At 68.5% G+C, this 25248-nt stretch carries 23 protein-coding genes and 2 pseudogenes; 9 read left to right on the top strand and 16 right to left on the bottom strand.

The genetic code is table 11. The features are described from left to right. Window positions 1–286: 286 nt before the first annotated feature. Window positions 287–496 (bottom strand): hypothetical protein, encoded by a 210-nt coding sequence (locus tag AC07BS_RS12555; RefSeq protein ID WP_478932107.1) that lies wholly within the window; start codon window positions 494–496, stop codon window positions 287–289. A gap of 658 nt (window positions 497–1154) precedes the next feature. On the opposite strand from AC07BS_RS12555, the gene AC07BS_RS12550 reads away from it, so the two are divergent. The 3 genes from AC07BS_RS12550 (at window position 1155) to AC07BS_RS12540 (ending at window position 3185) form a co-directional block, all read left to right on the top strand. After that, window positions 1155–2207 (top strand): beta family protein, encoded by a 1053-nt coding sequence (locus AC07BS_RS12550; RefSeq protein WP_478931894.1) that lies wholly within the window; start codon window positions 1155–1157, stop codon window positions 2205–2207. Window positions 2208–2628: 421 nt separating this feature from the next. Further along, on the top strand, window positions 2629–2814 hold the full coding sequence (locus AC07BS_RS12545) for a hypothetical protein (protein ID WP_478931892.1): 186 nt from the start codon (window positions 2629–2631) through the stop codon (window positions 2812–2814). 23 nt (window positions 2815–2837) lie between these two features. Beyond that, a complete protein-coding gene (locus AC07BS_RS12540) occupies window positions 2838–3185 on the top strand; it encodes a hypothetical protein (RefSeq protein WP_478931890.1) in 348 nt (115 codons plus the stop codon). Window positions 3186–3423: 238 nt separating this feature from the next. Here the strand turns inward: AC07BS_RS12540 and AC07BS_RS12535 are convergent. Then, window positions 3424–3609 (bottom strand): annotated as a pseudogene (locus AC07BS_RS12535) (CorA family divalent cation transporter); the annotation flags it as partial. A gap of 351 nt (window positions 3610–3960) precedes the next feature. On the opposite strand from AC07BS_RS12535, the gene AC07BS_RS12530 reads away from it, so the two are divergent. Next, on the top strand, window positions 3961–5241 hold the full coding sequence (locus tag AC07BS_RS12530; protein WP_478931888.1) for an IS701 family transposase: 1281 nt from the start codon (window positions 3961–3963) through the stop codon (window positions 5239–5241). A gap of 320 nt (window positions 5242–5561) precedes the next feature. Here the strand turns inward: AC07BS_RS12530 and AC07BS_RS12525 are convergent, their stop codons facing one another. Continuing rightward, complete coding sequence (locus tag AC07BS_RS12525) at window positions 5562–6554, bottom strand: hypothetical protein (protein ID WP_478931886.1); 993 nt, start codon at window positions 6552–6554, stop codon at window positions 5562–5564. A 379-nt stretch (window positions 6555–6933) separates the two neighbouring features. Here AC07BS_RS12525 and AC07BS_RS12520 point away from each other — a divergent pair, with 379 nt between their 5' ends. Beyond that, the gene (locus tag AC07BS_RS12520) at window positions 6934–7626 is read left to right on the top strand and encodes a hypothetical protein (RefSeq protein ID WP_478931885.1); all 693 of its coding nucleotides are present in this window, start codon (window positions 6934–6936) and stop codon (window positions 7624–7626) included. Between the two features lie 17 nt (window positions 7627–7643). Then, complete coding sequence (locus AC07BS_RS12515; RefSeq protein WP_478931883.1) at window positions 7644–11921, top strand: tetratricopeptide repeat protein; 4278 nt, start codon at window positions 7644–7646, stop codon at window positions 11919–11921. A 354-nt stretch (window positions 11922–12275) separates the two neighbouring features. Here AC07BS_RS12515 and AC07BS_RS12510 read toward each other — a convergent pair whose 3' ends face one another. The 12 genes from AC07BS_RS12510 to AC07BS_RS12455 form a co-directional block, all read right to left on the bottom strand. After that, window positions 12276–12785, bottom strand: a complete 510-nt coding sequence (locus tag AC07BS_RS12510; protein WP_478931881.1) for a hypothetical protein — start codon at window positions 12783–12785, stop codon at window positions 12276–12278. 239 nt (window positions 12786–13024) lie between these two features. After that, window positions 13025–13495: an NUDIX domain-containing protein gene (locus AC07BS_RS12505; protein ID WP_478931879.1), complete on the bottom strand. Its 471-nt coding sequence runs from the start codon at window positions 13493–13495 to the stop codon at window positions 13025–13027. A gap of 102 nt (window positions 13496–13597) precedes the next feature. Beyond that, the gene (locus AC07BS_RS12500; RefSeq protein ID WP_478931877.1) at window positions 13598–13927 is read right to left on the bottom strand and encodes a MazG-like family protein; all 330 of its coding nucleotides are present in this window, start codon (window positions 13925–13927) and stop codon (window positions 13598–13600) included. Between the two features lie 54 nt (window positions 13928–13981). Continuing rightward, a complete protein-coding gene (locus AC07BS_RS12495; RefSeq protein WP_478931875.1) occupies window positions 13982–15304 on the bottom strand; it encodes a UDP-glucose dehydrogenase family protein in 1323 nt (440 codons plus the stop codon). A 103-nt stretch (window positions 15305–15407) separates the two neighbouring features. Further along, window positions 15408–16640: an SIR2 family protein gene (locus tag AC07BS_RS12490; protein WP_478931873.1), complete on the bottom strand. Its 1233-nt coding sequence runs from the start codon at window positions 16638–16640 to the stop codon at window positions 15408–15410. 249 nt (window positions 16641–16889) lie between these two features. Further along, window positions 16890–17096, bottom strand: a complete 207-nt coding sequence (locus AC07BS_RS12485; protein ID WP_478931871.1) for a hypothetical protein — start codon at window positions 17094–17096, stop codon at window positions 16890–16892. Then, a complete protein-coding gene (locus AC07BS_RS12480) occupies window positions 17093–17533 on the bottom strand; it encodes a hypothetical protein (protein ID WP_478931869.1) in 441 nt (146 codons plus the stop codon). Before AC07BS_RS12480 ends, AC07BS_RS12485 begins: the two co-directional genes overlap by 4 nt. A gap of 56 nt (window positions 17534–17589) precedes the next feature. Then, entirely contained in the window at window positions 17590–18819 is a 1230-nt protein-coding gene (locus AC07BS_RS12475) for a helix-turn-helix domain-containing protein (RefSeq protein ID WP_478931867.1), read from the bottom strand. A 188-nt stretch (window positions 18820–19007) separates the two neighbouring features. Further along, window positions 19008–20693, bottom strand: a complete 1686-nt coding sequence (locus AC07BS_RS12470; RefSeq protein ID WP_478931865.1) for a relaxase/mobilization nuclease domain-containing protein — start codon at window positions 20691–20693, stop codon at window positions 19008–19010. Further along, entirely contained in the window at window positions 20693–21190 is a 498-nt protein-coding gene (mobC, locus tag AC07BS_RS12465; protein WP_478931862.1) for a plasmid mobilization relaxosome protein MobC, read from the bottom strand. The genes AC07BS_RS12470 and mobC overlap by 1 nt, the downstream gene beginning before the upstream one ends. 173 nt (window positions 21191–21363) lie before the next feature. Continuing rightward, on the bottom strand, window positions 21364–22182 hold the full coding sequence (locus AC07BS_RS12460; RefSeq protein WP_478931860.1) for a DUF2637 domain-containing protein: 819 nt from the start codon (window positions 22180–22182) through the stop codon (window positions 21364–21366). A 190-nt stretch (window positions 22183–22372) separates the two neighbouring features. Beyond that, window positions 22373–23614 carry a DUF3631 domain-containing protein gene (locus AC07BS_RS12455; RefSeq protein WP_478931859.1) on the bottom strand — a complete coding sequence of 414 codons (1242 nt, stop codon included), beginning with the start codon at window positions 23612–23614 and terminating at the stop codon, window positions 22373–22375. A 252-nt stretch (window positions 23615–23866) separates the two neighbouring features. Between AC07BS_RS12455 and AC07BS_RS12450 the strand changes: the two genes are divergently transcribed. The 3 genes and pseudogenes from AC07BS_RS12450 to AC07BS_RS12440 form a co-directional block, all read left to right on the top strand. Next, a complete protein-coding gene (locus AC07BS_RS12450; RefSeq protein WP_478931857.1) occupies window positions 23867–24139 on the top strand; it encodes a helix-turn-helix domain-containing protein in 273 nt (90 codons plus the stop codon). 146 nt (window positions 24140–24285) lie between these two features. Then, window positions 24286–24570, top strand: coding sequence for a helix-turn-helix transcriptional regulator (locus AC07BS_RS12445; protein ID WP_478932106.1), 285 nt, complete (start codon window positions 24286–24288; stop codon window positions 24568–24570). A gap of 46 nt (window positions 24571–24616) precedes the next feature. Continuing rightward, a pseudogene (locus AC07BS_RS12440) lies at window positions 24617–24916 on the top strand (tyrosine-type recombinase/integrase); the annotation flags it as partial. A 2-nt stretch (window positions 24917–24918) separates the two neighbouring features. On the opposite strand, the gene AC07BS_RS12435 reads toward AC07BS_RS12440, so the two are convergent. Then, window positions 24919–25248: transposase (locus AC07BS_RS12435; RefSeq protein WP_478931855.1), on the bottom strand; the 330-nt coding region annotated here is incomplete at its 5' end.

Raw genomic sequence — 25248 nt, 5'->3', positions numbered from 1 at the left:
TGTGCTGTTCGGCGACTCCGACGGCGATGTTCACCGAGCCAGAAAGGATCTTCTTCACGGCCTTGCCAGGGTCTGGATGGCGTATCGGCACGCCTCCTGCAGACGTCGTGTCACACCGGCGGGCTGCTTGCAGGGTGAGGTGAACTTCCCGGCTCAGCAACACGGTTGTCGCGGATGCGCTCCTGGGTACGCACTGCTGGTGGGGGAGGCGGGGCAGCTCGGTTCTGAGTGTTGAGGGCGAGGACCCCAGGGTGTGCCGAACACGCCGCCCCGCCCGCAAACTCAGTCACATCAGTGACCTGCGTACCGCATCAACCAGCGAAGTCGCCCGTACATCGTCGGAGCCGCTGATGATGTGGTTCATCACGTAGCCGAAGGCAATGCCGTGCTCGGGGTCGGCGAAGCCGAGGGAGCCGCCTCGGCCGGTGTGGCCGAAGGAGGTCGGTCCGGTCATCGGGTTGGTCTCGGTGGGCAGCATGGGCCGTCTGTACTTCACCCTGCCCAAGGGCGGGAAGACGCGCATCGTCGACATGCCTGGGGCAGCCGCCGCCTAACTGGCCGCCCACTTCCTCCAGCACCCGGTAGCCGGGGCGGAGCCGGAGCGGGAGAAACAGACGTTCCCACTCGTCCTGACGACTACGTACGGCCACGCGCTGCGGGCCAATAGCTTCAACGACGAGGTCTGGAAGCCCGCCCACGCGGCGGCCGGGGTCATCCCCATGGGGGAGAAGGGGAAGCGCTGGAAGGCATCACGAAGGGACGGATTCCACGTGCTCCGGCACACGTTCGCTTCAGTCACCTCGAAGCGGGCGAGTCCGCCGTCGCCCTGGCAGCTGGCTCGGCCACTCCAGCCCGACGATCACTCTGGATTACTACGCCCACTTCTTGCCGGAGACCGGCGGAAAGGGACGGGCGGCCATTGATTGCCTGCTCGATGCAGGCTCTAAGAGCGTCACGGCGGCGTGAGCTGAGGTTGTAGCACGGCGCGGTACCCGTTCCTCTCAACTCTCCAGCGCAAGAGGGTGTTGATCTCGTGTCGCGTGGTCAATGGGGGCTGAATTGGCTGAGAACCCCCTCTTCCGCAACCAAGCGTTGCCGCTCACCCTGGTCAGCAGGGACGAGGAGTAAGCGGTGCATGAGGGGGGCGAGCCGCTATGCCCGAACCGTTGTACGTTCCCGCACTTCCGGCGCGACCTCATGCTGCGGACGCCTATCGCCGGCTGCGTCCCGACACCCAGCGGGCTGTGGCACCCTTGTGGAGTCTCCCGCCCCGCCCCGGCCTGCTGCCTTCGGAGCTGGGGGCCATGTTCCGGGGTGACCTGAACAAAGTGACGAAAGCTCAGCGCTACCATCCAGCGTGGCTGGATGCCCCGTTCGCCGATGAAGGTCAGCTGTCGGTTCTTGGGCCCCTCTTGAGCGGCGTCGTCGCTGCGGCCCCGTTACGTCCTGTGACGGGGCCGGAGCGATCTCGGGCGCAGCAGACATGGGCACTGGACGCGGCCCAGCGCTCCGGTGACGGACTCGGCATCCGGGTTCGGATGGCAGAGGACTGGGGTGGTGACGCAGTCGAGAGTGTTCGCGACCTGGTGGCGCGTGCGGACCCTGCTGTACGGGTGGACCTGCTCCTTGACCTTGTTGCTGTGCTGGCCGACCGCCCCGATGCGAGCAAGGAGGCGTTGAGGGCGCTGGACGCGCTGGTACCTCTCGCCCCGTGGCGGACCGCCGCGGTGATCGGTGGTGGAATGCCACCGTTGACCGCTGAATTGGTAGACCAGGGATTGCGCGACGAGCCGCGCACGGACTGGACCCTGTGGTGCGAGACCGTCGAGAGCGGACGGCCCTACCTGTCCCTATTGACCTACGGCGACTATGGGATACAGCCCGCCTCCGACCTTGCTCGCGTTCCGCCATCGGGCAGGGGCGGCCCGCCATGGGGAGCGCTGCGCTACACCACCGACCGCTCCTTTGTCATTGTGAAGATGCTGGCGCGCGGCGAGGGGCATACGACCAACAATCGTTTCATGGCCCGGCAGTTACTCGACTCTCCCGGCTTCCGGATGCCGAGTACGAGCGCCGGAGAGGCTTGGATCCGTGACTGCGCACAAGGGAGCGGTGGAACCGGCAACTTCAGTACGTGGTTGTGGGTCGGCAATGCTCAGCACATGACGTATGTCGTCCAGAGCCTGCGAGGCATGGACGCGCCCTGATCGCGCCCGCGAATCGTTCCGCCGGATCTGCTGGGGAAGACCGAGCGTGAGGCCCGGCAGTCACGCGTTGAGGCAATCGTGTCCGCCCTCGCGATGACCAAGAGCAGAGCTACGGACCCCCCGCTCCTGGTCACGGTCGACGTTGGCGGCACTCACAACACCGCCGACGGCCCCGGCTTGTCGATGCGACTGACCCAAGTCTCCCCTTTGCCCGGCGTACGGGACCGAGCGATCACGCAAGCCAGCCTCCACACCCAGCCCAACCTCACTGATGTATGGGGCAGTCGAACGAGGCATCAGGGTGATTTGGATATCCCGTGGACGCCAAGTCCCCAATGGTCGTCGACCACAGTGTGTCCGTCGCCACCGACCTGGCGGCAGCCGCCACGGACATCGAACCTGCATCCGCAGGGAGCGTTGCATGGGCCTCTTCGCCGGAACCACCACGTACTACCGTCAGTTCCGCCCCGGCATTCCCGATGACGTGGCAGTGGTGCTCGACCAAGCCGCCCCAGCAAGGCCGGATGGCCGTCGTCGGCTCCTGGATGTCGGGACGGCGACCGGGTTGGTGGCAGAAGCGTTGCTCAGCCGCTTCGACTTCTGGTAGCCGGCAGTACCTGGAAGGAAGCCGTGCGAGAGGTCGTGAAGAGCTTCCTCGGCGAGGAGCGGCGCGCGGGATCCGGCACCTTCCAGCACCACAACCGCTCCTACAGCGCGATCACGGAAGAGTCATCCTTCTTCAATGTGGTCGCGGAACTCCGCGCCCCCGTCCAGCGCGCCTGGACCGCCGAGAGCATCCTCGGCTACCTCTACTCCACGTCCTTTGCCGCGCCCCACCTCTTCGGCGACCGCCTGAAGGAGTTCGAGGCCGCGGTGAAGCACCGACTGACCGGCTTCAGTGACAACGATACCTTTCCCGAGAGAACGAGTTCCTCATCCGTCTTGCCGGCGGGGCAGGAAGTGACTGCTGACGGATAGGGGTGATGGAGAAAACGAGCTGCGCTGCGCGCAGACGCCTACAGAGCCCGGCAAGTCACTCTCAGTGACGGTTTGGCTGAAGCCGCCCGGCTGAGCCGCGTCGTAGGGCAGGTACGGAAGAGCAGGTGAGGAGAGCGATGGCACGCTCCTCAGCGCAGCGCATTCTCCCCAGGGCGCCGAGACGGGCCCTTGCGGGCATTCGCAAGCACGAAGTGGATCTTTTGGTCTGGCTCGGCGCCTACAGCCAGTCCCGCCGCTTGAAGATGAAGTACAGGCTCGTGCACACCACTGCCATCAGCAGGATCGCGAAGGGGTAGCCGAACGCCCAGTGCAGCTCGGGCATGGCGTCGAAGTTCATGCCGTAGATCGTTCCCACCAGCGTGGGAGCGAAGAGGATCGCCGCCCGCGACGAGATCTTCTTGAAGTCGTCGCCTTTGGGGCGCTGACCTGCGGCGATCGACCAGGAGGGCGCTCCGACCTGCGGCGATCCGTTTTCCAGCCCTTTCATCGTGCTGCCTGCTTGTACGGCCGATCCTCCCCAGCCGCTCCCCAGAGCGGCTCTATACTCCCCGGATTCTCCCCAAGCCAGCGCTGGCACTTGAAGATGTCGCCGCTGGTGAGGCGTCTACCAGGACATGCTGAGTCGGTTACACATCGCAGTGGTGGGCGGATCGGTCTAGGGGGTTGGCTCGGTCCCCCCGGTTGCTGCCTCCAGGCCTCTAGTAGGACTCCGTTAGGTCTTCCTGGTGGGTGTTTTCGGTGGCATGTTGGGTGTATGGACGCGCTTGAAGTGGGTCGTGTTCGGGTGAAGTTGGGGTTGTTCGTCGCTGATGTGTTCGCGTCGGTGCCGAGGAAGGACCAGCGGGCCAAGGGCGACTGCTATCTGCGGGGGCTGATGCTGGATGGCCGCCGCAAGTCCATTCAGGCCATGGCCGCGCGGCTGCCGGACGGCAACGAGCAGAACCTGCAGCAGTTCGTGAACCAGTCGACATGGGACCCGGTGCCGGTGCAGCGCCGTATCTGCGAACGGATGCTGCCGCTGATCGAGCCGGTGGCCTGGGTGATCGACGACGTGTCGGTGCCCAAGGAGGGCCGGATGTCGGTCGGCGTGGCCCCGCAGTACTGCGGAGCTCTGGGCAAACAGGCGAACTGCCAGGTCGCGGTCAGCGTCCACGCCGCGACCGACACGGCCTCCTGCCGGCTCCAGTGGCGCCTGTTCCTGCCCCGGGAGTGGGAGACGGACGTCGCCCGCCGGACCGCGGCACGTGTCCCGCCCGAGGTCACGCACCGCGAGAAGTGGCGACTTGCTCTGGACATGCTCGACACGCTTGCCGGCTGGGGCATGACGCCGCCGGTTGTGGTGGCCGACGCCGCCTACGGCACCAACGCACACCTGCGGACCGCTCTGGCGAACCGCGGAATCGACTACGTGCTTGCCGTCCGCGGGGATGTGACCGCCCATCCGTTCGACGCGGAGCCTGAGGCGCCGGACCGCAACGGGCCGGTCGGCTGCTGGCCCCAGCCTCGCTATCGACAGCCCGCACCATCGGTGGCGACCCTGGTCGCCGGTCTTGAGCCGCAGGCGTTCACCACCGTCGCCTGGCGGCAGGGCACCCGCGGTCAGTTACGGTCCCGCTTCGCCGCCATGCGCGTCCGCCCCGCCGGCAAGGCCGTCGAGCGTCCGGTCAAGGCCGCCGCTTCGTCCGCGCTGGGCTGGTGGGACGGGGTCCTGCCCGACTGCTGGCTGCTGGCCGAATGGCCCGCCGGCGCCGACGCTCCCACCGGTTACTGGCTGTCCAGCCTGCCGGCCGGCACCCCGATCGCCGACCTGGTCCGCCTGGCCAAGATCCGCTGGCGCATCGAGCACGACTACCGTGAGCTCAAGCACGGCCTGGGTCTGGACCACTTCGAAGGACGTTCCTGGCCGGGCTGGCATCACCATGTCACCCTCGTGACCGCCGCCCACGCCTTCCTCACCGAACAGCGCCTGGCCCCAAAAGCACCCACACCGGTCCCACTCTCTACCAAGTCCTCGACGCTCTCCAGAACGTTCTGAGGTGCTGGACCGGCATCTGCACCACCTGCCACCAAACCCTGCCCACCAGGACACACACAACAAGATCAAGACCGACCTAACGGAGTCCTACTAGGGCCGAGGCTGAGGGGGTGTTGTCAGGGCTGAGGCGGCAGGGCTCACTATTGCCGCTGCTCTCGTCGAGGCTGACGCTAGCCTTCGAGTCGACTGCGTCATTCCCGTCAGAACTGCCCCCGCTCTCCGGCGAGCGGGGGCAGTTACGCGCCGCGGGCTGTCCTTCGATGAGTGGCCGGTCGAGGTGGGCGCTGTCCGGCCGACCCGATACCCTTCCGGATGCCCGATCAGGAGTCGTAGCGTTTTGTTACCGCCATGGTCGTCCCCTCGAACGCCGTCCCCACTGGTGTCTTGGCCCACTGAGCAAGCAGCAGCGGCTTCTCGTCCACGGACTTCAGCAAGTGCGTGATCTCGTCGGCGTCCGGTGCAGTGGGAAGAGCGCAGCCGACCACGATGCTGCCCGTCGCGCTGGTGTGCTCTCCGTATTCTTCGTGGGGGTTGTCCGGCTCCCAGCGCCCGATCCCGATCTCCCACAAATCGTCGTCGCCGGGTTCCGGAGCTTGGACCGTCAAGTAGAAACCGTCAGAGTCGTACGGTTCCGCGAAGAGCTCGCAGCTGGGATCATCCAGTGAAGCCCACGTGACGCCACTCTTGGAGTGCGCTGTGACCAGCACCCGGAGGTCGGCGATGGCCTTGCCCCGATCCTCCGCGGCGAACTTACCCTCACGGCGATCTAGCTGCGCGCGGGTGTCGTCGCTCAACGTGTCCGTTCCATCGTCATACTTCACGAGAGGATGGTTGAACTCCCAGTGGCGCTCGAACTCCGGCTCACTTCCCGAAGAGGTCCCCGAAAAATCATCGAGTGCGGCACGCAACTCGTGCTCTTCTAGCTCCAGTTCGGTTCGGACTGCCCTGCTAACCGTATCGGGTACAGTCACCAAGGCATTGTCCAGATCTGCCAGTGCCTGATGAAGCCGTAGGCAGACGTACTCGTACCACAGACTGTGGGCGCCGTTGAGAAGCCCGGCTCGGGCGGCAGCGTCGGTCAGCGCCGCAAGATGCTTGCGCGGGTAGTAGTCCACACGCTGTTCCCGGCGGTCGTGGACACTGACAGGGACGGTAGCGAACGCGGAGATCCGATTGAGAGCGTCGATGATCGGAGCCGCAAGGCAAGAGTCACCAAGACTCGTCACAGTCTTGGACGTGACGCCATTCGGCCCCTGGTAGGTCGCCAGGATCTGAGTCTTCCCACGGTTGGCGTGCTGGGAGTAGATGGTCACGGGAACGCCTTTCGCCTGTCCGGTAGATGACAGCCGAGACAGGATGGGTGCGTAAGGGGTGGAAGGAGGTGGTGGCGAGGGTGCTTTCCGACGCTCCGTACCCCAGGATGACTGGTGGTGGCCCAGGTGCTGTCCCAGGCTCCATTCCTGCCTGAAGGCTAGACAGGTGCCCTGCGCGCCGCAAGTGGATCCCTCAACCTGCCCCACAACAGGGCTGCGTCCTCCCCAGATGCTCGACGCCCGTAGCTGCAGGTGGTAGAGGAAACCCAATTGGTGGAGGATGCCATAGCGTGAGTTCCGTGCAGTATCCCAACCATGTTGGGGAGCCACCACCTTCCGGCCAGAGGCATCCTGCGTGGCGGCATGTTTTTGTGCCTCGTTGGTGCTGCTCGCCATCGCCGACAAGGGCGGCGCCAACTGCACCGCCTACACCGGAACCTCGATGCTTCGCCCGCTCCCGATGGCCGTCAATGTTGCCGCCGCCCGAACCGGCGTCCTCCCCGAAGCGATGTTCGGGATTTCGGCATCCTTGGCGCATTCGGACTGCGCTCACGTAAGCACGCTGCACAGTGAGCCACGGGGGGTGAGCGATCCGCCCCCCTGTTCACCGTCGCACGGATCGTTCGAGGTACGACCACGGACAACCCAGACCATCGAAACCAGTGGCAACGGCATGAACGTCCTTGCTATACCTGCCGAAAGGTTGGCCAGGGGGAAGGTGGACGGCGTGACACGGCCGTGGAAGATCGTGCTGATCGTGGTCGGGGTGGCCTGCATCGCGGCGACGCCGATGGTGTGGTTGCTGAACGGCCCAGGGACCGGGGAGCTGGTCGGGGCGTCGTTGCAGGTCGCCACCGGGGTCGCAGCGCTGGTGTGGGCGTGGTTGCAGCCCCGACAGGAGGACTCGGCCACGGACACCGGCCAGGCGAAGGCGTCCGGTGGCGGGGCGGCGCACACTGGGATCCGCAGGCCCGGTGGGGCGGGCACGGGATCGGCGCGGGTGGATCGGACCGGTGACGCGACGGCTGGCGGGTCCGGCAGCAGTGCCGGTACTGGGATCGACTACAGCTAGTCTCGGGGAGCGGGTTGATGGAGGAAGAGAACGGGTCCGGCGAGGCACGGCCGGGCGCTGAGGTGCGGGACAGTGGCGACGCCCGTGCGACGGACGGCGGCACCGCGATCACCGGAGTCAGTGCGGCGACGGTGGTCGGCGCGCCCGGCTCCGTCTCGGTCAGGGCGATGGGGGCGGCGTTCGCCTCGCACGGTGGGGTGGCAATCACTGGGAACGTGGCGGGCGACGTCCATGTGACGCTGCCGTCCCCACAGTCCCGCTCGGTGCAGAACTCCGTCCTGCCCGGCGAACGGCGCCCGCGCCTGTTCGGGCGCGAGGCGGAGATCTCCGCCGGCCTCGACGTGCTGCGGCACGCGGACGACGGTGGCCGGGCGGCAGTCGTGGTGACCGGAGCTCCTGGCATCGGGAAGAGCGACGTCGCCCTGCGCATGTCCCGGCTGGCCGCGGAGTGGTACCCGGACGGCCAGTTCCACATCAATCTTGCACTGTCGACCGGCCCCACGGACCTCGTGTCGTCCATCCTCCACGCGCTTTTCCCACCCGAGCCTCCCCTGCCGGACCGCCGTGACCAGCAGCTGGCGCTGCTACGGATGACGCTTGCCAGCAAGCGCGTCTTGCTGCTCGTCGATGACATCGTCTCGGAGGAGGCGCTCCTTGAGATCCTCTCCGTCGATGGCCCGTTCGCGCTGGTGGGGACCAGCCGCGTCAAGCTCAGCGGGCTCAGCGGCCTGGTCCGCCTCATCGACCTTGGTCCGCTCCCGACCGCGCCCAGCGAGGAGCTCGTACGGTCGGTCGCCGGCCCCGGCCGGCTGACCGGCGAGCAGACGGCCGCGCTGTCCGCGGCGTGCGCTGGTCACCCGCTTGCCCTGCACATCGCTGCGGCGCACCTGGCCCGTAGGCCCCGTGTGAACGCCGACCGCTACCTGTCCGAGATCACCAACCCCGACCGCAGCGTCAAGGCCCTTGTCGCCGGCCAGACCGCGCTGCAGCCTGTGTTCCAGCAGAGCTTCGACGCGCTCGAAGGTGACCAGGCGCAGGTCTTCTCCGCGCTCGGCGTCCTGCCGCACATGTCGTTCACCGTCGATGTCGTCGCAGCGGGCATCACACAGCCTCCGCTGGACGAGATCAACGACGACAACCTCACGGACGCGGCTGCGCTCCTCGACTCGCTGGTCGAACTCAGCCTCATTGAGCAGATTGACGACGATCGATTCGTGATGCACGAAATTCAGCACCGCTTCGCCCGGCTGACGTCCGCGCCGTGGTCGGGGACGCAACGGGCGGATGTCGTTCGTCACGCCTGTCTCGTCACAGCCGTCCGCGTGCGGTCGTCTACCGATTCAATCGGTTTCCTGGACGAGGAGGCGACCGTGCCCGCCGAGAGCAGTGCTGAAGCGCTGCGATCGTTGGACGCGGACCGTCCTGGCGCGGTTGCGCTCGTCGAGACGGCCCGGCAGTACGAGGCCTGGGACCACCTGCTGCTTCTCGCCTTCGCGCTCACCGAACACCTGCGGGTTGCCAGTTACTGGAAGGAGCTCGACCGCGTCTACCGGTGCGTACAGGAGGCCGGGGAGCTGGCCGGACACGCCAACTGGACGGCCACCGCGCTGTACAACCGGGCTGTGGTTGCCGGGCACCTAGGCGAGAGTCAGGATGCGGTGGATCTGTACTACCGTTGCGCCGAAATGGCGCGCGCGGCCAACGATGCCGAGCACCTGTTCATGGCGCAGCTCGGCCTGGGGACGCTGCTGATCAACCTGGGCCGGCCCCGCGACGCCATCCAATACCTGCGAAGTGGACTGCACTACTGGCGGACCGTCGGACATCATCAGGCACTCGCGCTCGCCCTGGGAAACCTGGGTCAGGCGTACCTGGCGGTCGGACAGACCCGCCGGGCCGAGAATTACCTGCGCAACAGCCGGGACCTGAGCCGGAGCAGCGGTTTCGGCGAGACGCTCGCCACCCGGTCAATCGCCAGACTGCTGAGCAGTACGGGCCGAGTGGCGGAGGCTGCGGTGGAGTCCGTCCGGGACATCGAACGGGCACGGGCCATCGGCAGCCGGGAGTGGGAGGCGTCGGCGCTGATGGACCTCGCGGCGGCCCCGGCCAGCGCCCGGCCGGAATCGGCTCCGGCCGAGCCGCTCGAGGCTGCCCTGTCCATCCACCGGGAGACGGGGGACGTGCAGGGCCAGGTCCGGGCGTTGTTCCGGCTCGGTGAGGATGCCGCGCACCGCGCTGACCTCGACCGGGCCGCGACCTACCTCGCGCAGTGCGCCGAGCTCGCCATCGGAATCGGCGACCATCAGCATGCGGCGCGCTCCCTGACCTATCTCGCCTCGTACAGCGGCGGCATCGGGCACCACGACACGGCGGAGTCGCAGTTCAAGGTCGCGTCGGATATGGCCCAAGAGTCCGGCAACCCAGTTCTTCAAGCAGATGTCCTGCGGAAGCGAGCCCAGTTGCTGTGGCACCGGGGGAGGATCGGAGACGCCGTCCGCCTGCTGACCGAAGCGGAGCAGTCTCTCGCCGCCACTGACGAGAGTCGGGCACTCGCCCAAGTGCGGGCGGCCCTGGGCGAAGCCCTACTCGTCGCGGGGCGGTGGCAGGACGGCGCCCGCATGCTGCGGTCCGTAGTTTCCGACTTCAGTGACGCCGCCTCCCCCAGTACCCGGGCCCGGGCGACGCGCGCACTGGCCGTCCTTCACTCACGACGCGGCCAGCACACCGAGGCCCTGTCCGCGATCACCAGGGCACTCAACGACTGCGAGCGGCACGACGACGTCGACGGCGTCCTGCACTGCCGGATGGCACTGGGTAACATCCACGCACGGGCCGGGCGGTGGGCCGAAGCAGCTGACCAGTACGAACAGGCCGCGCGAGCCGCTGCCGAGCACAAAGATCTCCATCTCCTCCTCTCGGCCCGCTCGCAGACCTCGACCTGCATGCTGCATACCGGCAACCGGGACGAAGCCGTTGCCCTGATGACCAAGAACATCCCGCTCGCTGAAAAGCTCGGCATGGACAGCGTGCTGACATCCCTGCATACCAATCTCGGTGCCTGCCACGCCGAGGCCGGCGACCACCCCGCCGCGGCCGCGTCCTTCCGCACGGCCCTGCAGATCAGCGAACGTCTCGACGACGGCCCCCTGCGCGCCACCTGCCTGTTCAACCTGGCCCGCGCCGAGAAGGCCCTCCATACATCGGAGGCCGCGCGTTCCCGCGCCCGACAGGCCTTCGCACTCCACCAGGCGCTCGGCAACTGGCCGGAGGCGGGCGAGACCCTGGTCTTCCTGGGGGCACTCCACCAGGAGACGGACCCGGACGGCACCATGCCCAGCCTCGTGGAGCTCGTGGGCGGCGGCCCAGTTGACCTGCGCGTCCTCGAATCACTCCGCGCTCGCGTCCTCCGGGACGGTCGAGACGAGGCGGTGGCGCCGCCCCCTACCCTGCCTCGGCTGCGCAGCGTGCGGATCTCCGACACCGTGCAACAGGCGCTGGCCGCATTCGACCTGGAGTCGCTCACGCTTCGGTTCGCCACCTCCCAGCAGTACTGCACTATGTGCAATCTGATCATCGACGAGTCCGGCGAGGCTGAACTCCTCTACCTTCGCCACCCGGACGTCCACCACCCGATGCTTCGGCTCGCGCACTCCCACTGCCACCTCTCCGAAGTGATCGAACTCTCTGGCCCGGCCCCCGACCGTTCCCCGGATCGCTTCGACGCCGAATGCATCCTCTTCGGCGGCGACCGTGTCGGTGTCGTCCTCGACTGCCACGGCGGCTGGGGAGCGATCAACGGCAGCCGCCGCATCGAGGACGTCGCCCTCAGGCTCTTCCTGGAGTCGGGCTTCACCAACCTGCGCACCCTGTACACCAATAACGGAGGCAAGCCCCTCGACCTCCGCGACCTCCCGCCTGTCCCCGGCCGGGACCTTCAGGCCCGCCTGGTCGACAACAAACTCACCCTCAGCAGCCCCCACGGCGACCTCCTGCCGGGGCTGCCGCTCAACTTCCTACCTCACTGGTACGAGCGGGCCCACCATGGCTCGCTGATCGTCATCGCCGGCCGGAACCTTCCGGGCATGGTGGCGGACGACCCCACGTACCTCGATCGCGCCATCCTCCTCGGGCAGGCTGTTGGGGCAGCTGTGCCGTTCACGGTGATGCGGCCGCGCAGGAATGCGCCGTGTCCGTGCATGATGCGGCGGGGGCGGAAGTTCAAGCACTGCTGCAGTGGGCGGGCGGGGAGGGCAGTGTCGGCGAGTCCGGGGGGTGATGCGACTACCCGGCCATGATTGACCGCGTTGTCCGTTGCGATTGGGGACTGCGGCGAGTTTCATGCGGACATTCGCTGCAGCCGGATGGTAGTCCTTGGTACGCAAAGAGGAGGACGGAAGTAAGAATAATTCCGGCAAGTCCGGCTTCAATGCCACCCTTGGTGGGATCGGTCAACGCGCTTACGCGGGCTGCAAGATCTCGCCAAACGGGTCACGTTTCAGAGGTACACGGTGTGAGAGGCAGCACGTCCCTCAAATTGCTGATTGCCAGTTCCCGGAGCTGTGGTCAGCTCCGGGAGTGCGATGCCGATCGTCGGTGTCTGCGGTGCGTGCGATGCTCTGCACGAGGTGCCTGGCTGTTCCAGGACCGGCCTATTCGTTGACGATTCCGGTGATGGCGCTGGAGCCGGGTCCGGCGGCCTCCGCGTCTCCGGTGTGCACGACTTTCGACGGGCCGGGACGGCTACCGCTGGCGTTCCGGATTCCGGTGATGGCGCGGCTGCCGTCGCGGGCCGTCGCGTTGCCGGTGCCGATGGCCGTGTCACCGGAGGAGATGGTGAGGGACTCAAAGAGCGTGCGCAACTCTGCTGCTGCACTGGACTGTTCGGTCCCTTCGAGGTGGTCCAGCAGGGCCTCGAACCGTCCGGCCCACAGCCCTTCCTGCCGCGCCCTCTCCGCGCCGGCATCGCCTGACAGCTGGGGCGTCAGGGCTTGCGCAGTGCGATCGAGCCGCACGAGTTCAGCCCTCACGCGCTCGGCGTCACCGCGGCCGACCAACTCCGCGGCACGACGCTGCGTCACGGGCCAGAACGCGGTACCCACGGCCTGGACCACTGCCCGTCCGCCTTCTGTTGCCAGTGCCGTAAGCTCTTCAAACAGCATGCTCTCCCCCATTCGCGGCCGCACACCGCAGGACAATCTCTCACGACTCATTCGTGTACACGTTCGGAATTGTCGAGAAGTTTCCTCGGCGTCAGCGGCGAGGAGCGCGTGCTGCATCTCCGAACGGTCCTGCCGGTCCACAGCCTGACTCGCCCGCTGATCGTCCACAACACCGGGCTGAGGCGATTCTGGAGAGCACTCGTGGCCTGCCCCGGTGATCAGGCCGCAGCGGCTGGCGGTCATGGGCGGTTGTCCTCCGAAGCGGGAAAGCTGGTCCGTGCATTTCGGTGGAGGGCGATCGCCTCTCGGCACCACGGGGGTACGCGGAGCCGGGGGAGCACCGAGACCGGGAACCAGTGGAGCATGATGCCCTCGGTGAGGGGGAGGGCGTGGGCGTCTCCGTCCCAGTGGCCGGTGTAGATGGCGATCGGGCCCTTGCCGAGGTATTCGACGTTCCTCTGCTGGACGGTGGTGAACTCCTTGAGCGGGATGAGGAGTCCGGTCTCTTCCGCTACCTCGCGTGCGACGGTGCCGGCCAGCGATTCGCCCGGTTCAGGACGTCCACCGACAGGCGTCCAGTAGCCGGGCCAGCAGATGCCTTCGATGTCGTCGCGGAGGTGGAGCAGGTATTCGCCCCGGCTGTTTGTGATCAGCGCGGATACCCCCGTGCCGGCCTCAATCGCTTCCGCTTGTAGCTGGGTGCCGGTCATCTCACCATGGTCCACCCTGCGGGTGGGCGAGGAGCGTCTACGACGCGGGCTGGCGGTCGCGTACCGAGGGACGCGACCGCCAGCGTGGGGAGGAGGGAGCGGTCAGGCGGCAGCAGCGGCTTCGCGGCCCCTGCGGGTACGGCGGTGGAAGATGTCCTCGAAGGTTGCGTGGGCGCCTTCGGGGTCGATGTAGTGCATGGCCAGCAAGGCGGCGATGACGGCGCCGACCAGGTCGTTCTGGACCTCGGGCCAGCCGTGTGCGTCGTCGCAGGTGGTCAGGCCCTTCAGACCGTGGAGGGCATGCATGGCCTCGCCGGCCTCCTCGGCGACCTTGCCCACCTGGAGGGACTTGAGTTCCTCGTCGGGGAGGTGTTCACCGGCCTTGCGGCAGACGGCGGAGAGCTTGGCGATGTTGTCCCACAGGTTGTCCATGACGGATCTCCCATCCGTGTGTCCCGGCCCCGGGGTGGGGCCAGGCCTGGGGTTCTATGCCTGCGCAGGTCGGCCTAGTTGGCGCACGGTCCATCCGGCTTCGCGCCAGGTGTCGGCGTTCAGGAGGTTGCGGAGGTCCACGAGCACCGGCTGCTCGACCAGGGCGGACAGGGCCTTGGGGTCGGCGTCGCGGAACTGGGGCCACTCGGTGGCCAGGACGATCAGCTCCGCGCCCTTGACCGACTCCTCCAGGTCTTCCGCGTAGTCGAGCTCGGGGTGGCGTACGAGTGCGGTGGGCACGGCGTGGGGGTCGTGGACCGTGACGGTCGCGCCGCGCTGGTGCATGAGGGCGGCGATGGCGAGGGCTGGAGACTCGCGCACGTCGTCGGTGCCGGCCTTGAAGGAGGCACCCCACACGGCGACGCGTGCCCCTGCCACTGGTCGGCCGAGGGTCTGCTCGATGAGGGCGAGGGCGGCGGTGGGGCGGGATTCGTTGACCTGCTCGGCGGCTCGCAGCAGGGCTGCCGCGTCGAGGGCGCCGAGGCTCTGTGCGGAGGCGGTGAACGCACGTACGTCCTTGGGCAGGCAGCCTCCGCCGTAGCCGGGGCCGGCGTTCAGGCCACCGCGGCCGATGCGTGGGTCTAGGCCGATGGCCTCCGTGAGCTGATGGACGTCGGCGCCGGCGACGGCGCACATGTCGGCGACGCCGTTGATGAAGGAGATCTTCATGCCGAGGTAGGCGTTCGCGGCGCCCTTGATCAGTTCGGCGGTGGCGGGGTCGGTGACGAACAGAGGGACCTGGTTGTCGAGCAGCGGGGTGTAGACCTCGCGGACGACGTCCTCGGCGTGCGGGGATGGGACGCCTGCCACGATGCGGTCGGGGCGGAGGGTGTCCTCGATGGCGTGGCCTTCGCGGAGGAACTCCGGGTTCCAGACGACCTCGACGTCGTTGCCCGCAGGGGCGAAGCGGGCGAGGAGGGTGGCCAGGTCGTGGGTGGTGCCGACGGTGACCGTGGACTTGCCGATGATCACGCAGGGACGTGTCAGGTGCGGGGCGATCGCGCGGGCCGCGCCGAAGACCTGGCCGGTGTCGTAGCTGCGGCCGTCGGCGTCGATCGGTGTGCCGACGGCCAGGAAGTGGACGTCGGCGAAGGCTGCGGCCTCGGCCAGGTCGGTGGTGAAGCGCAGGCGGCCGGTGGCGGTGTGGGTGGCCAGAAGTTCCGGCAGGCCCTCTTCGTAGATGGGGCATTCGCCGGCGTTGAGCCGGTCGATCTTCGTCTGGTCGAGGTCCACGCCGATGACCTCGTGGCCGATCTCGGCCATGGCCGCGGCGTGTGGGATGCCCAGGTGGCCGCAGCCGATGACGGATACGCGCATGGTGCCGGCGCTCCTTCCCTGTTTCGCCTGCCCGGTGGTCCGGGCCGGTCAGGGGCGACACGCTAGCGCCGCCGTCCGGCCCGGACCTGATCGTGCAGGTAGGTCAGTTGGTGGCCAGGGCGAGAAGGTTGACGAGTTCCGGCAGGCCCTCCGCAGCCGGCTTCCGGCAGACCAGGTCACCGTCCTGGGGGCCTTCCAGCGGGTAGGGCTTGAACTGGCCGTCGTGCCAGAAGCCCTCGGGGTCGAGGTAGACGACCTTCAGGCCGCGCTCGCGGGCGCGGGCCTGGACCTTGCGCCGGTCGGCGTGCAGACCGACGACGAGCAGGGCCTTCGCGCCGTCCACCCACTCGACGTCCGGTACGGCCTGGTCGTAGCGGCGCATGAAGCACTCCTCCAGGCTGGCGCGGGCTGCCAGCGCGTCGAAGTTGTTGGTGATCACGGGGCCGACCAGGTGTCCGGCGTCGTGGAGTTCCTTCAGCGCGTGCATGGCTGGCGTCGGCTCGGCCAGGAAGCATGCCTTGAACATCTCGGTGAACTCGGCCGTCTTCTCCTCCGGCTCGTTGAGCACTTCGTTCAGAAGCGGGTCGGAGGTGGGGGAGAGGACGAAGCGGTGTTCGCGCGGGTCGTCGCCCTGGCGGTCGGTGACGCGGTAGATCTCGTGGAGGCGGTGCAGGGGCGGGATGCCGGCCTCCACGGAGGTGCCGCAGCCGATCTCGACCTGGAAGGGCAGATGACCGGCGAGGACGGACAGGTCCGGGACGACGGTGGGCGTGCCGCGCTGGTCCTTGACCCGGATACCGGAGGCCAGCACGTCCCAGGGCCGTTGCCGAACGGCTGGTGGCGGGGCGTACTGGGCGGAGGTGATCTGGACGTCGAGGCTGCGGTAGTTCTGCGGGAGCTTGCGGCGGGAGACGGCGTCCTGGGGGTGCAGTGCGAACGGCGTGATCTTGCACTTGAGGTCCCGGCGCATCCACAGCGATCCGCCGGGAGCGCGCTTCCATCCACCGACCGCGAGCGCGGCCCTCATTGCGTCCTCGTGGGCGGCGATCTCGCCGGCGGGCGCGGTCACGGAGTGGTACAGGTACAGGTCGGTCAGGCCGATCGCCGGGGCGGCCGTGGTCGGCACCAGGCCGTACCGGTAGCGGTAGTGGATGATGCGGCGGCGGGCGTCGTCGCCTCCGCTCCAGCCCGACTGGTCGGCGGTGGATTCCTCTTGGGTCCGGCGCCAGATGCCCTCCTCGATGTAGCGGGGACGGTCGGCGTCGCCGAAGTAGGTGTTCCACACCTGTTGCTGCGATGGGGTGAGCTGATCGACCACGATGTACGGGATCTCCACGGGATTCCCTCCCTGCTGATGGTCCGCCTGCCCACAGCGGTGGGCAGCCGATCGGATGCCGTACGACATGTGCCAGGTCGAGCGCCGTTCCGCCCGGCGGAGCCGAGCCGCTGGTTTCCGCCGGGCGGAACGGGTTGTGCTGCGGGGCAGCCCGCCGTAGCTCGGGCGGCCCCGCACCGCACCTCCTCCAGGGCGGTGTCCGGTGCTCCGGCACCCGGGGGCAGGCCCCAGGCCGGGGGCCGGAGCGGTCTAGGGGGCCGGTTCGGTGGCGTCCGGCATGAAGACGGCCGTCGGCCGCTCGGCGGCGAGAAGATCGGCAGCCTGGCCGCGCAGGACCCAGGCGGGGCCGGCGAGGCCGAGCAGGGCCAGGACGGTCAGGGCGATGCCGCCGGATTCGCGGTGAGTCGGGCTGCTCGGACCGTGGTCCGGCGCGCGGTGTCGTCCCTGGGTAATCACGGCGCCTCGCCGGGGGAGCGCTCGCTGTCGCCGAGCATGCGCCCGGTCTGGGTGTGCAGGCGCTCCAGGTCGGCCGACGTGAGGATCAGCGCGGCCTCGCTGCGGCCACCATCTTCGTGATGCACGAGGATGGCCACCGACCCCTGCTTGGCACGCGGGTCGTAGACCGGGTCGGTGACAAGTAGGGTCGCGTGCGTGGGCCTGGCGGGCACCGGCTCCAACGTGCTGGCGTCGGCCGACGCGGACCATTCCGGGCCGCCGCCCGGCGGGCGCAGGTGGTACGTCGCGGCGCCTTCGCCGGGGAGGGCGACGACGACGCCGACTCGGCCGTTCCGGGCGGTATCGGCCGCGAGGTCGCCGAGCTGAGGAAAGAACGGGGCCGTTGCGCCTAACTCGGCCCCCTGCGAAGGCAGATGGGGAGTTGGTCGTCCGCTCATGCCCCTGACGCTAGGAACGGGTCAGGGGGTGAATATGAGCCCGAGGAATACGACCCTCATCCGTCCAGGTGGAAGCGGTCGGACATGCGCCGCAACTTCTCCCGTGTCGCCGCTCGTTCGGCGTAGACGATGCTGCGAAGGGTGGAGCGGGCGATGGGGTGGTTGCGGATGAGCTGGGGTGCGATTCGCTCCGCCCTCTCCAGTTCGCCCAGTGCCTTGTCGCGGTTCCCGTCCCATAGCCAGGCTCGTGCGAGGTCCATGTGGTGGTGTCCCTGACGCGAGTTGGGCATCGAAGCGACCAGCTCCGGGCTGGTGCGGTGGTGTATCGTCAGGGCCTTTCGCTGATGTCCCATCTCCAGGGCCACGCTGATGGCGTGGATCTGGACGTTGCCGGGCGAGAACGTCAGCGAGTGCCGGTCGTACACTGGAGGCCCGGTGTACTCGCCCATGCGGTCGGCCGCCGTCCTGGCGAGATCGATGCGGTCTTCCGCCTCCGCTGCCCGGCCGCCTCGCGCTGCGGAGACCGCGGCACGGAGCTGGAGCGTGCCCCATGCCCGCAGGGCCAATGGCTCGCCACGCTCGTAGTCCTGCTGAAGGGTGCTGATGGCCTTGTCGGACAGGACGACGGCGTCTTCCCAGTCCGCGCTCGCCCACATGTCCCAGACCCGCATCCAGTCGGCGACCGCGGGCATGACCGGGTCGCCGGACAGCCGTGCGGACCAGGCGGCCCGCTCGCAGGCCATGGCGACCAGCTCGGGGTGGCCCAGAGCGTGGGCGGCGGTGTGCGCGAACTTGCAGCACACTGCATAGATCGCGTAAGCCTCCTCCCGCTCGTGGCCGGTGGTCACCTCGGCGAGGGCACGTGACTCGCGGAGAAGGTCCGGCAGGACGCGCAGGATGGCCACGTTCGCGGCGGTGTCCCGCAGTCGGTGCAGCCGCGTCATCTCCCGCCACAGCTTCGCCGCCGGACGCGGGGTGCCGTCGAACACGGGGGCAAGGTCGTAGCGGCGCAGTTCCCGCAGGATCGAGGACGCGGCAACCTGCCACTGGTTCTCGTCGGGGGAGCTGGTGTACGGGCGGCCGATCAGATCGTTGGGGTGGATGTGCAACTCGGCCGCAAGCAGGTTCAGGACGCCGACCCTGTCCAGTTCGATCAGGCCGCGCTCCATCTTGGAGACCCAGCCCTGCGACTTGCCCAGAGCGGCCGCAAGGTCGGCCTGCGGCATGCCCAGGCGGAGACGGGCACGACGGGCGCGGCGACCGATCTCCTCGGCTTCCTCCAGCATCAGCGCACCCCCGACCTGCTGATAGGCCGGCTTGGCTTAGTCGTTCGGCAGGGCATGGTGCCTCCGTCCGTTCAGGCGTCTCTGTCAGAACGGTACCTATGCCAGGACCGAGGCGAACTCGTCACGGCCAAGCCCAGGGTCACCCAGGCCGACGCGGCGTCGCTTCCGCGAGGCCATCAGCGCTGGGATCACCGGTGTCGGGCAGGTGCCGTATGGGCATGGCCGGGCTGTGCCGGTCGCGCTGTCGTGGTCGTGCGGGCTTGGGCTGCTCGTGCTCGGGCGCCAGGGGCTTGCCTGGCGGCGAGGCGTTGAATGCGCCAGGTGAGGGTCCCGGCGGTGGAGTGGGTGTCGTCTAGGGTGCGCTGGCGGGCGGCGAGTTGGAGGAGCTGCTCGGGGTCGTGGCCGGCGTTCTCGGCTTCGGTCAGGGTGGCGGCCAGTGCCGGCCAGGCGGGGTCGTCGAGGACCTGCTGGGCGTAGTCGGGCACAGCAACGAGGATGCGCTGGGCGTGCTGTTCCATGGTGCGGGCCGGTGGTTTGCGCTGTGCGAGGGTGGCCAGTGGCTGAGCGGCGGCTTGCTGGTAGGCAGCCTGGAGATGGGCCAGGGCCTGGTGGGCGGCGGCGACCTGCTGGTCGTGCTGGCGGGCCTGGTGCCAGCGGGCTGTCGCGATGACGACGAGGACGGCGATGTCGAGGAACATCGCCAGCCCGGACCCGCCACCGGTGACCGGCGCGGCGCGCAGGGCCCGGACGGCGCCCCGGAGGGCGCGGGCCTGATCCTGCTGGGCGCGGATGCGGGAGCGGGTGGCACGTTCGAAGGCGATGGCAGCCTGCTCCAGCTGCGGCCGCAGTTGGCTGGGGGCGAGCAGCGGCAGGACGTCGATGGCCTCGCCGAAGGCGGCGATGTGAGCTTGGGAGGCTTCGTCGTCGCCGTGGTCGAGGTGGTGGGGGATGCGCTCGGCCGTGGCGGTGGCCTGATGCCAGGGGTTGGGCTTGCGCCAGCTGCCCGGCTCGGCGGCGGGCGGGGTCTCGATGACGGTGAGGCGTTCGCGGATCTTGGGGAAGGACAGGTCGGGGGCGAGTTTGGCGCCGGAGAACCAGATGGGCTCGTCGGCGGCGTTGGTGTCGCCTTCGACGGCGACCTTGTACCCGCGTACGTCGCCGGAGGGGAAGTGCTGGACGTCGACGAGCACGCCCTCGACGCCGTCGAGCAGGTGGAGGAAGTCCTCTGGACTGGCGGCGATGGAGACCAGCTGTCGGACGGTGGTGCGCAGGCGTTCGCGGGAGGTTTTGTCCTTGCCGGCGCGGCGGGCCTTCTCGGTCTCGGCGCGGGTGGGGCGTGTGGCTGCGGTGCGGTCGCCTCGTACGACCTGCTGGAGGCCGTATTCCTTCTCGACGGCGGCGAGTTCCTTGTCGGCCTTCAGGTAGTCGTTCCAGTGCCGGGCGGTGCGCAGGTCGCTGCGGACCTTGGTGGCAGCGATGTGGATGTGGTCGTCGGCGTGGCGTACGGCGACCCACCGGCACCCGTCGGGGTCACCTTGTGGCGCGATGCCGGTGGCCGCCACAATCCGGCGCGCGATGTCCGCCCACTCGGCGTCGGTGAGGTGCCGGTCGCCGGGAGCGGCACGTACCGAGCAGTGCCACATGTGCCGCTCGGGCGCCCGGCCCAGCCGCCTGGCCTGCTTGACCCGCAGGTCGAGGTCCGCCACGAGGAGCTTCTTTGTGGCCTCGAAGTCGTCGGCGCGGCCGGGGTCGGGAGCGAAGTCGTCCCAGGAGGCGACCAGGTGCGGGTCGGTGTGGTCTTTGGCCTTCTTCGTGTCGAACAGGTACCGGATCAGGCCGGCGGTGCTCTTGCCGCCGCCGATCTTGGCGATCATCAGGCGGCCTTCGCGGAGACGGCGTGGTTCATGACCTGCGCGATGTCGCCGATGGCGGCGCGGACGGCGTCCAAGGTGCGCTCGGCCTGGGCGAGGACGGTGGTGTCCATAGAGTGTGGAACACCTCCGGCGTTGAGGCGGCGGGCGATCTGGTTGACGTTGTTGCCGATGCGGGCGACCTCGGCTCGCAGGGCGTCGAGCTTGTCGAGGCAGTCATCGAGCTGGGTGCGCTGACCGGCCAGGCCCATGGTGAGATCACCGTCGAGGTAGGCCGTGATCACGGCGCCGACGAGGTGGGCGCCGGCGATGCCCATCTCGTCGGCGCGGGTGAGGATCCGGGCCTTCTCGTCAATGCTGTAGCGGACGTCGACGCGCTGTTTGCGCTGGACGTCCTCGCGGGTGCGGCGGCGAGCGATGCGCCGCAGCGTGGCTTCGTCGGCGGAGGCGGCAGGTGCCTCCTCCTCGGGCACCCCCTGGTGCCCGACGTCCTCCGCCACCCCTGGGGCGGAGGCGTTCGCGTTGGACCGACTCTTGGACGGTCCAACGTCATACCTTGCTCCGCCCGGGGCTGGGTCAGCGGGTGTCTCCGGTCGGGTGGTGGGGGAGGGGAAGTGGAGTTCGCCCCAGGAAGCTCTGGGGCGAACGGTGGAGCTTGCGGGCAGGGCCGGGCCTATGCGGCGTCGGCCCGGGCTCGGTCGAGTTCGTCCTGGAGGAAGTTCTTGGCCTCGTCCAGGCGTTCACGGCCGATGCCGAGGCCCTTGTCGCGGATGGCCTTCTCGATGTGGCGACGGGATACGCGGCCGCCACGTCCCAGCGGTGCAGTGCGGCCGATCTCGATGGCCCGTTCCAAGGTGGCGCTCGGCTGCTGGCCGGGCCGTCCGGCGGGCCGCCTTTTGGGCTGAGCCACTTGATCGGTGGCTTCCTCAGCCACATTGCTGACCGGCACCGGTTCCGGGGTAGTTGTGGCGCCACTTGCTGGGACGGCGACGGAGACGGGGACGGCGGCGGTGTGGCTGGGCTCTTCGTGCGGCTCCATCTGGGCGGGACGGCGCTGGACCAGGAGGTAGAGGTGGACGGCGCCGGCGAGGGCGAGTGGGGCGATGGCGGAGATGACGCCGACGGTGATGTCGTCGAGTGCGAGTCTGCTCCGGCGGGTCTGCTGGTTGAGACGGACGGCGTGCAGGACGTTGGCCCAGATACTCGTGCCGGTGGCGATGCCGACCAGCACCGAGACGTACAGGCGAGGCCGCAGGGGCGAGGTGCGCAGGACGAGCAGGGCGCCGATACCGATGGCGATGAAGCCGTCGATCACGAGAGGGAAGGCGTAGGTGAGCATCTGGTGGATGTGGCTGGCGGCGGCCATCTGACGCAGGGCGTCGTAGGAGAGGGCGAAGGCGGCCAGGGCCAGCAGGGCCACACCGGTGCGGATCGAGGCGGCGAGAGTTGCCGGTACGGAGACGGAGGTGAGAGTGGTGGTGGGTGAAGGCAAGAGTGAGGGCGCTCCAGGAGTCGGGGGTGGAGGGTGTGTCCGTGGCGGGTGGGGACCCGTTGCGACTCGTCGCGTGCCTGGTCAGAGCAGGTACGGGCCAGGGCGTTGATGCCGGGTCGACTCGTTGCGGGCCGGTGAGTCGTCCCGGCTCTGACCTGCGCGGCGACGAGTGGGGACGGGTGGTGTCGGGTCAGGCGCTGGTCGTGGACTCCGGCTCGGCCGTCGGTTCGGGCTCGGGGCAGTAGCGGGCCCAGGCGTCGGTGAACTGCAGGCGGGTGAAGCCCTTGGCCTGGAAGCCGTCGGGGAAGCGGCGGTTGGCCGAACCGATGCCGTAGTCCTTCAGCAGGATCTGCAGCCCGCGTGCGGTCAGGCCCTTGTCGCTGTACCCCGGCCAGGGGGACTCGGCGTCCTCGTTCAGGGAGTCGAGCAGGCGGCTGGTGCGGATGATCGCCGGGTTGCCTTCGGCGGCGAAGTCGCGGCGGACGTCGGCGAGGAGGCGGATGTTCAGGGCGCTGTTGTCCTGGTCCTGCTCGGCCTCGTGCTTCGTCATCGCCAGGCAGGCGGCGCGAGCGGCTTCGGGCCAGGGACCTCCGGCTAGGTCGGCGACGGCGACGAGCGGCTCCCAGGTGTCGGCGGCGCGGTCCTCGACCGGCATCGGCGGCGTGAGATCCATCGCGGTGGCGTGGAGCGGGGCGAGCCAGGCCACGAGGCGGTCACGCAGGGCATGCAAGGCAGGGGTGTCACGGACGGTGCGGAACTCCGCGACCTTCTCGCCCGGCCTGCGGCGGCGCATCCGGATGACGACCGAGCGATCCATGATCGTGTCAGGGAGTTCACCGATGCCGGCGAGGGCGGCCATGGCGAAGGTGGGGAACTTCGACACCTCGTGGTTGGGGCCGGAGACCCGCAGAGTGGGGCGGTTGCGCTGGTGGCCGGCGTTGAGCAGGCCGCGCATCTCCTCGTTCTTCTCGGCGACCTTCGCCGAGCCGAAGAGGGTGTCGGCTTCGTCTACCAGCAGGGTAGGCGGGTTCTCGGTGATCGACCGGAAGACCGCCGTCGGGGAGGCGTTGACCGTGATCAGCGGGTCGTGCACGGTCTCGGTGACCACGTCCAGCAGACGCGACTTGCCGCATTGCTTGGCCGGGCCGACGACCGCGAGGCGTGGGGCGTGCTGCCACGCCGTCTGCAGGTGTGTGGCCGCCACCCACAGCGTCACCGCAGTGAGCGCGTCCTCGTTCGGCAGCACCACGTACCGCCGGAACTCTGCCCGCAGGTCGGACAACACCTGCTCACCCTCGGAGGGCTGGGCGGGATCGGGCTGGGATACAGCCGGTTCGCCGGGGACGGCGACCGGTGGCCAGGACGGCTGAGCGTCTTCGGGGGAGGGCATCGGGGCGGCGGCTTCCAAGGCGGCTCCTTCACTGGCGGTCATATAGAGACCACCTCGGGGATTGGACGGGGCATCCGGCGGGGCCGGGGTGCGTGGACAACACAGCCACACCCGGTGCGTGAAAGTCCAGCCTTGGCACTGGAATCCACGACAGTTCGTTTCGCCGGTCTGCTGACTGTAAGTCCGCGATCCCGGTTGGCGAAATCCCCCGGAAATTCACCGGTGATCGGCGCATCGCTCACAGCAGACTGAAAAGCTCTCCCAAGCGGTTGGTGCGCAAGCTACAACACACCAATGCCGCCACGCCCACTCGAAATCGGACCCGCCGGACAAGCCGCCGCCCGCGCCATCGAACGCACCCGCATCGCCCGCGGCCACTCGCAGCGCCAGCTCGCCGCCCGTGTCACCGCACTCGGCCGACCCATGACCTTCACTGCGCTTTCTCGCATCGAACGCACAGTCCGCCGCTGCGACATCGACGACCTCGTCGCCATCGCAGCCGCTCTCGGGACCCCGCCCCACACCCTCCTCGCCCGCCTTGAGCCGGTCGGAGCGGGCGAAATGTAGCCGACGATCCCCGGTTCTCCTAACCGGGGACTCTCCGGACCATTGGTCGTCCTGGCGCTCCCTGCAGTCGAGGTGCGCTGCCAATTCCTGCTTGCCGATTTAAGGAATCCCACTTGTCTGTCGTCACCTCCATTACCTCTCACGCTATGTCCGCAGTCGGAGGTGGCCCCACCATCGGTCGTGCATTTCTCGGGGTGAAGGACGCGGCTGCGTACCTCGGGATTTCGCCCCGCACGTTGTACGTCTGGCGCCACCGTCGGCAGGGGCCGCCGAGCTTCCGGATGGGAGCCCACGGGCGAGTGACGTACCGGCTCGATGCTCTCGACGCGTGGATACGCGAGCAGGAGCAGGCGGACTCTCGCTCGAACCCCGCCTTGAACCCCGTGAGCGCTGCGCCGCAGCGCCGTGCCGGCTACACGGCCACCGCCTAGCACCACCAGGACGACGGCTCCCGATCCCCCACCTGCAAGGAAGTCCTTGGCCGGCTACATCGAAGACCGCTGGATCAACAAGAAGAAGGACCCCGTCACCGGCAAGCGGGAGCGCACCGCCCGCTACGGCAAGGGCACTCGATATCGCGTCGCCGGAATTCCCGGCGTGCGGGACATGTCGTTCGACGTCCTGGAGGACGCAAAGGCGTGGCTGCGCCGGGCTGGCACCGACAGCGAACGGGGAGAGTTCGTCGACCCGCGCGACGGCTCCATCACCGTCGCCGACTACGTCACCCGCTACTGGAAGACGGGCGTGCGGGGCACGCCGGGGACGATTAAGACAGTGTCCTACATGGTCAGTTTGAGGAGGCGTTTGTAGCAGCAGAGTGCGGCTGCGAGGCCGAGGAGGGCCAGGTAGTTACGGGGGTGGCGTTCGTAGCGGATGGTGAGGCGGCGGTAGCCGGTCAGCCAGGAGATGGTGCGCTCGATCACCCATCTGCGGCGGCCGAGACGTTCGCTGGAGTCGATGCCCTTGCGGGCGATGCGGACGCCGATGTGCTTGCCCCACAGCCATTTCCGCAGATGCGGGATGTCGTAGGCCTTGTCGGCGTGGAGCCGCTGCGGCTTGGACTCTGCAGCGTGGGATTCGTGTCCCATGTGGAAATGGGACAGCATCGG

This window comes from Streptomyces sp. NPDC044063, assembly GCF_056434285.1.
This window is presented reverse-complemented; position numbering and strand designations above follow the sequence as displayed.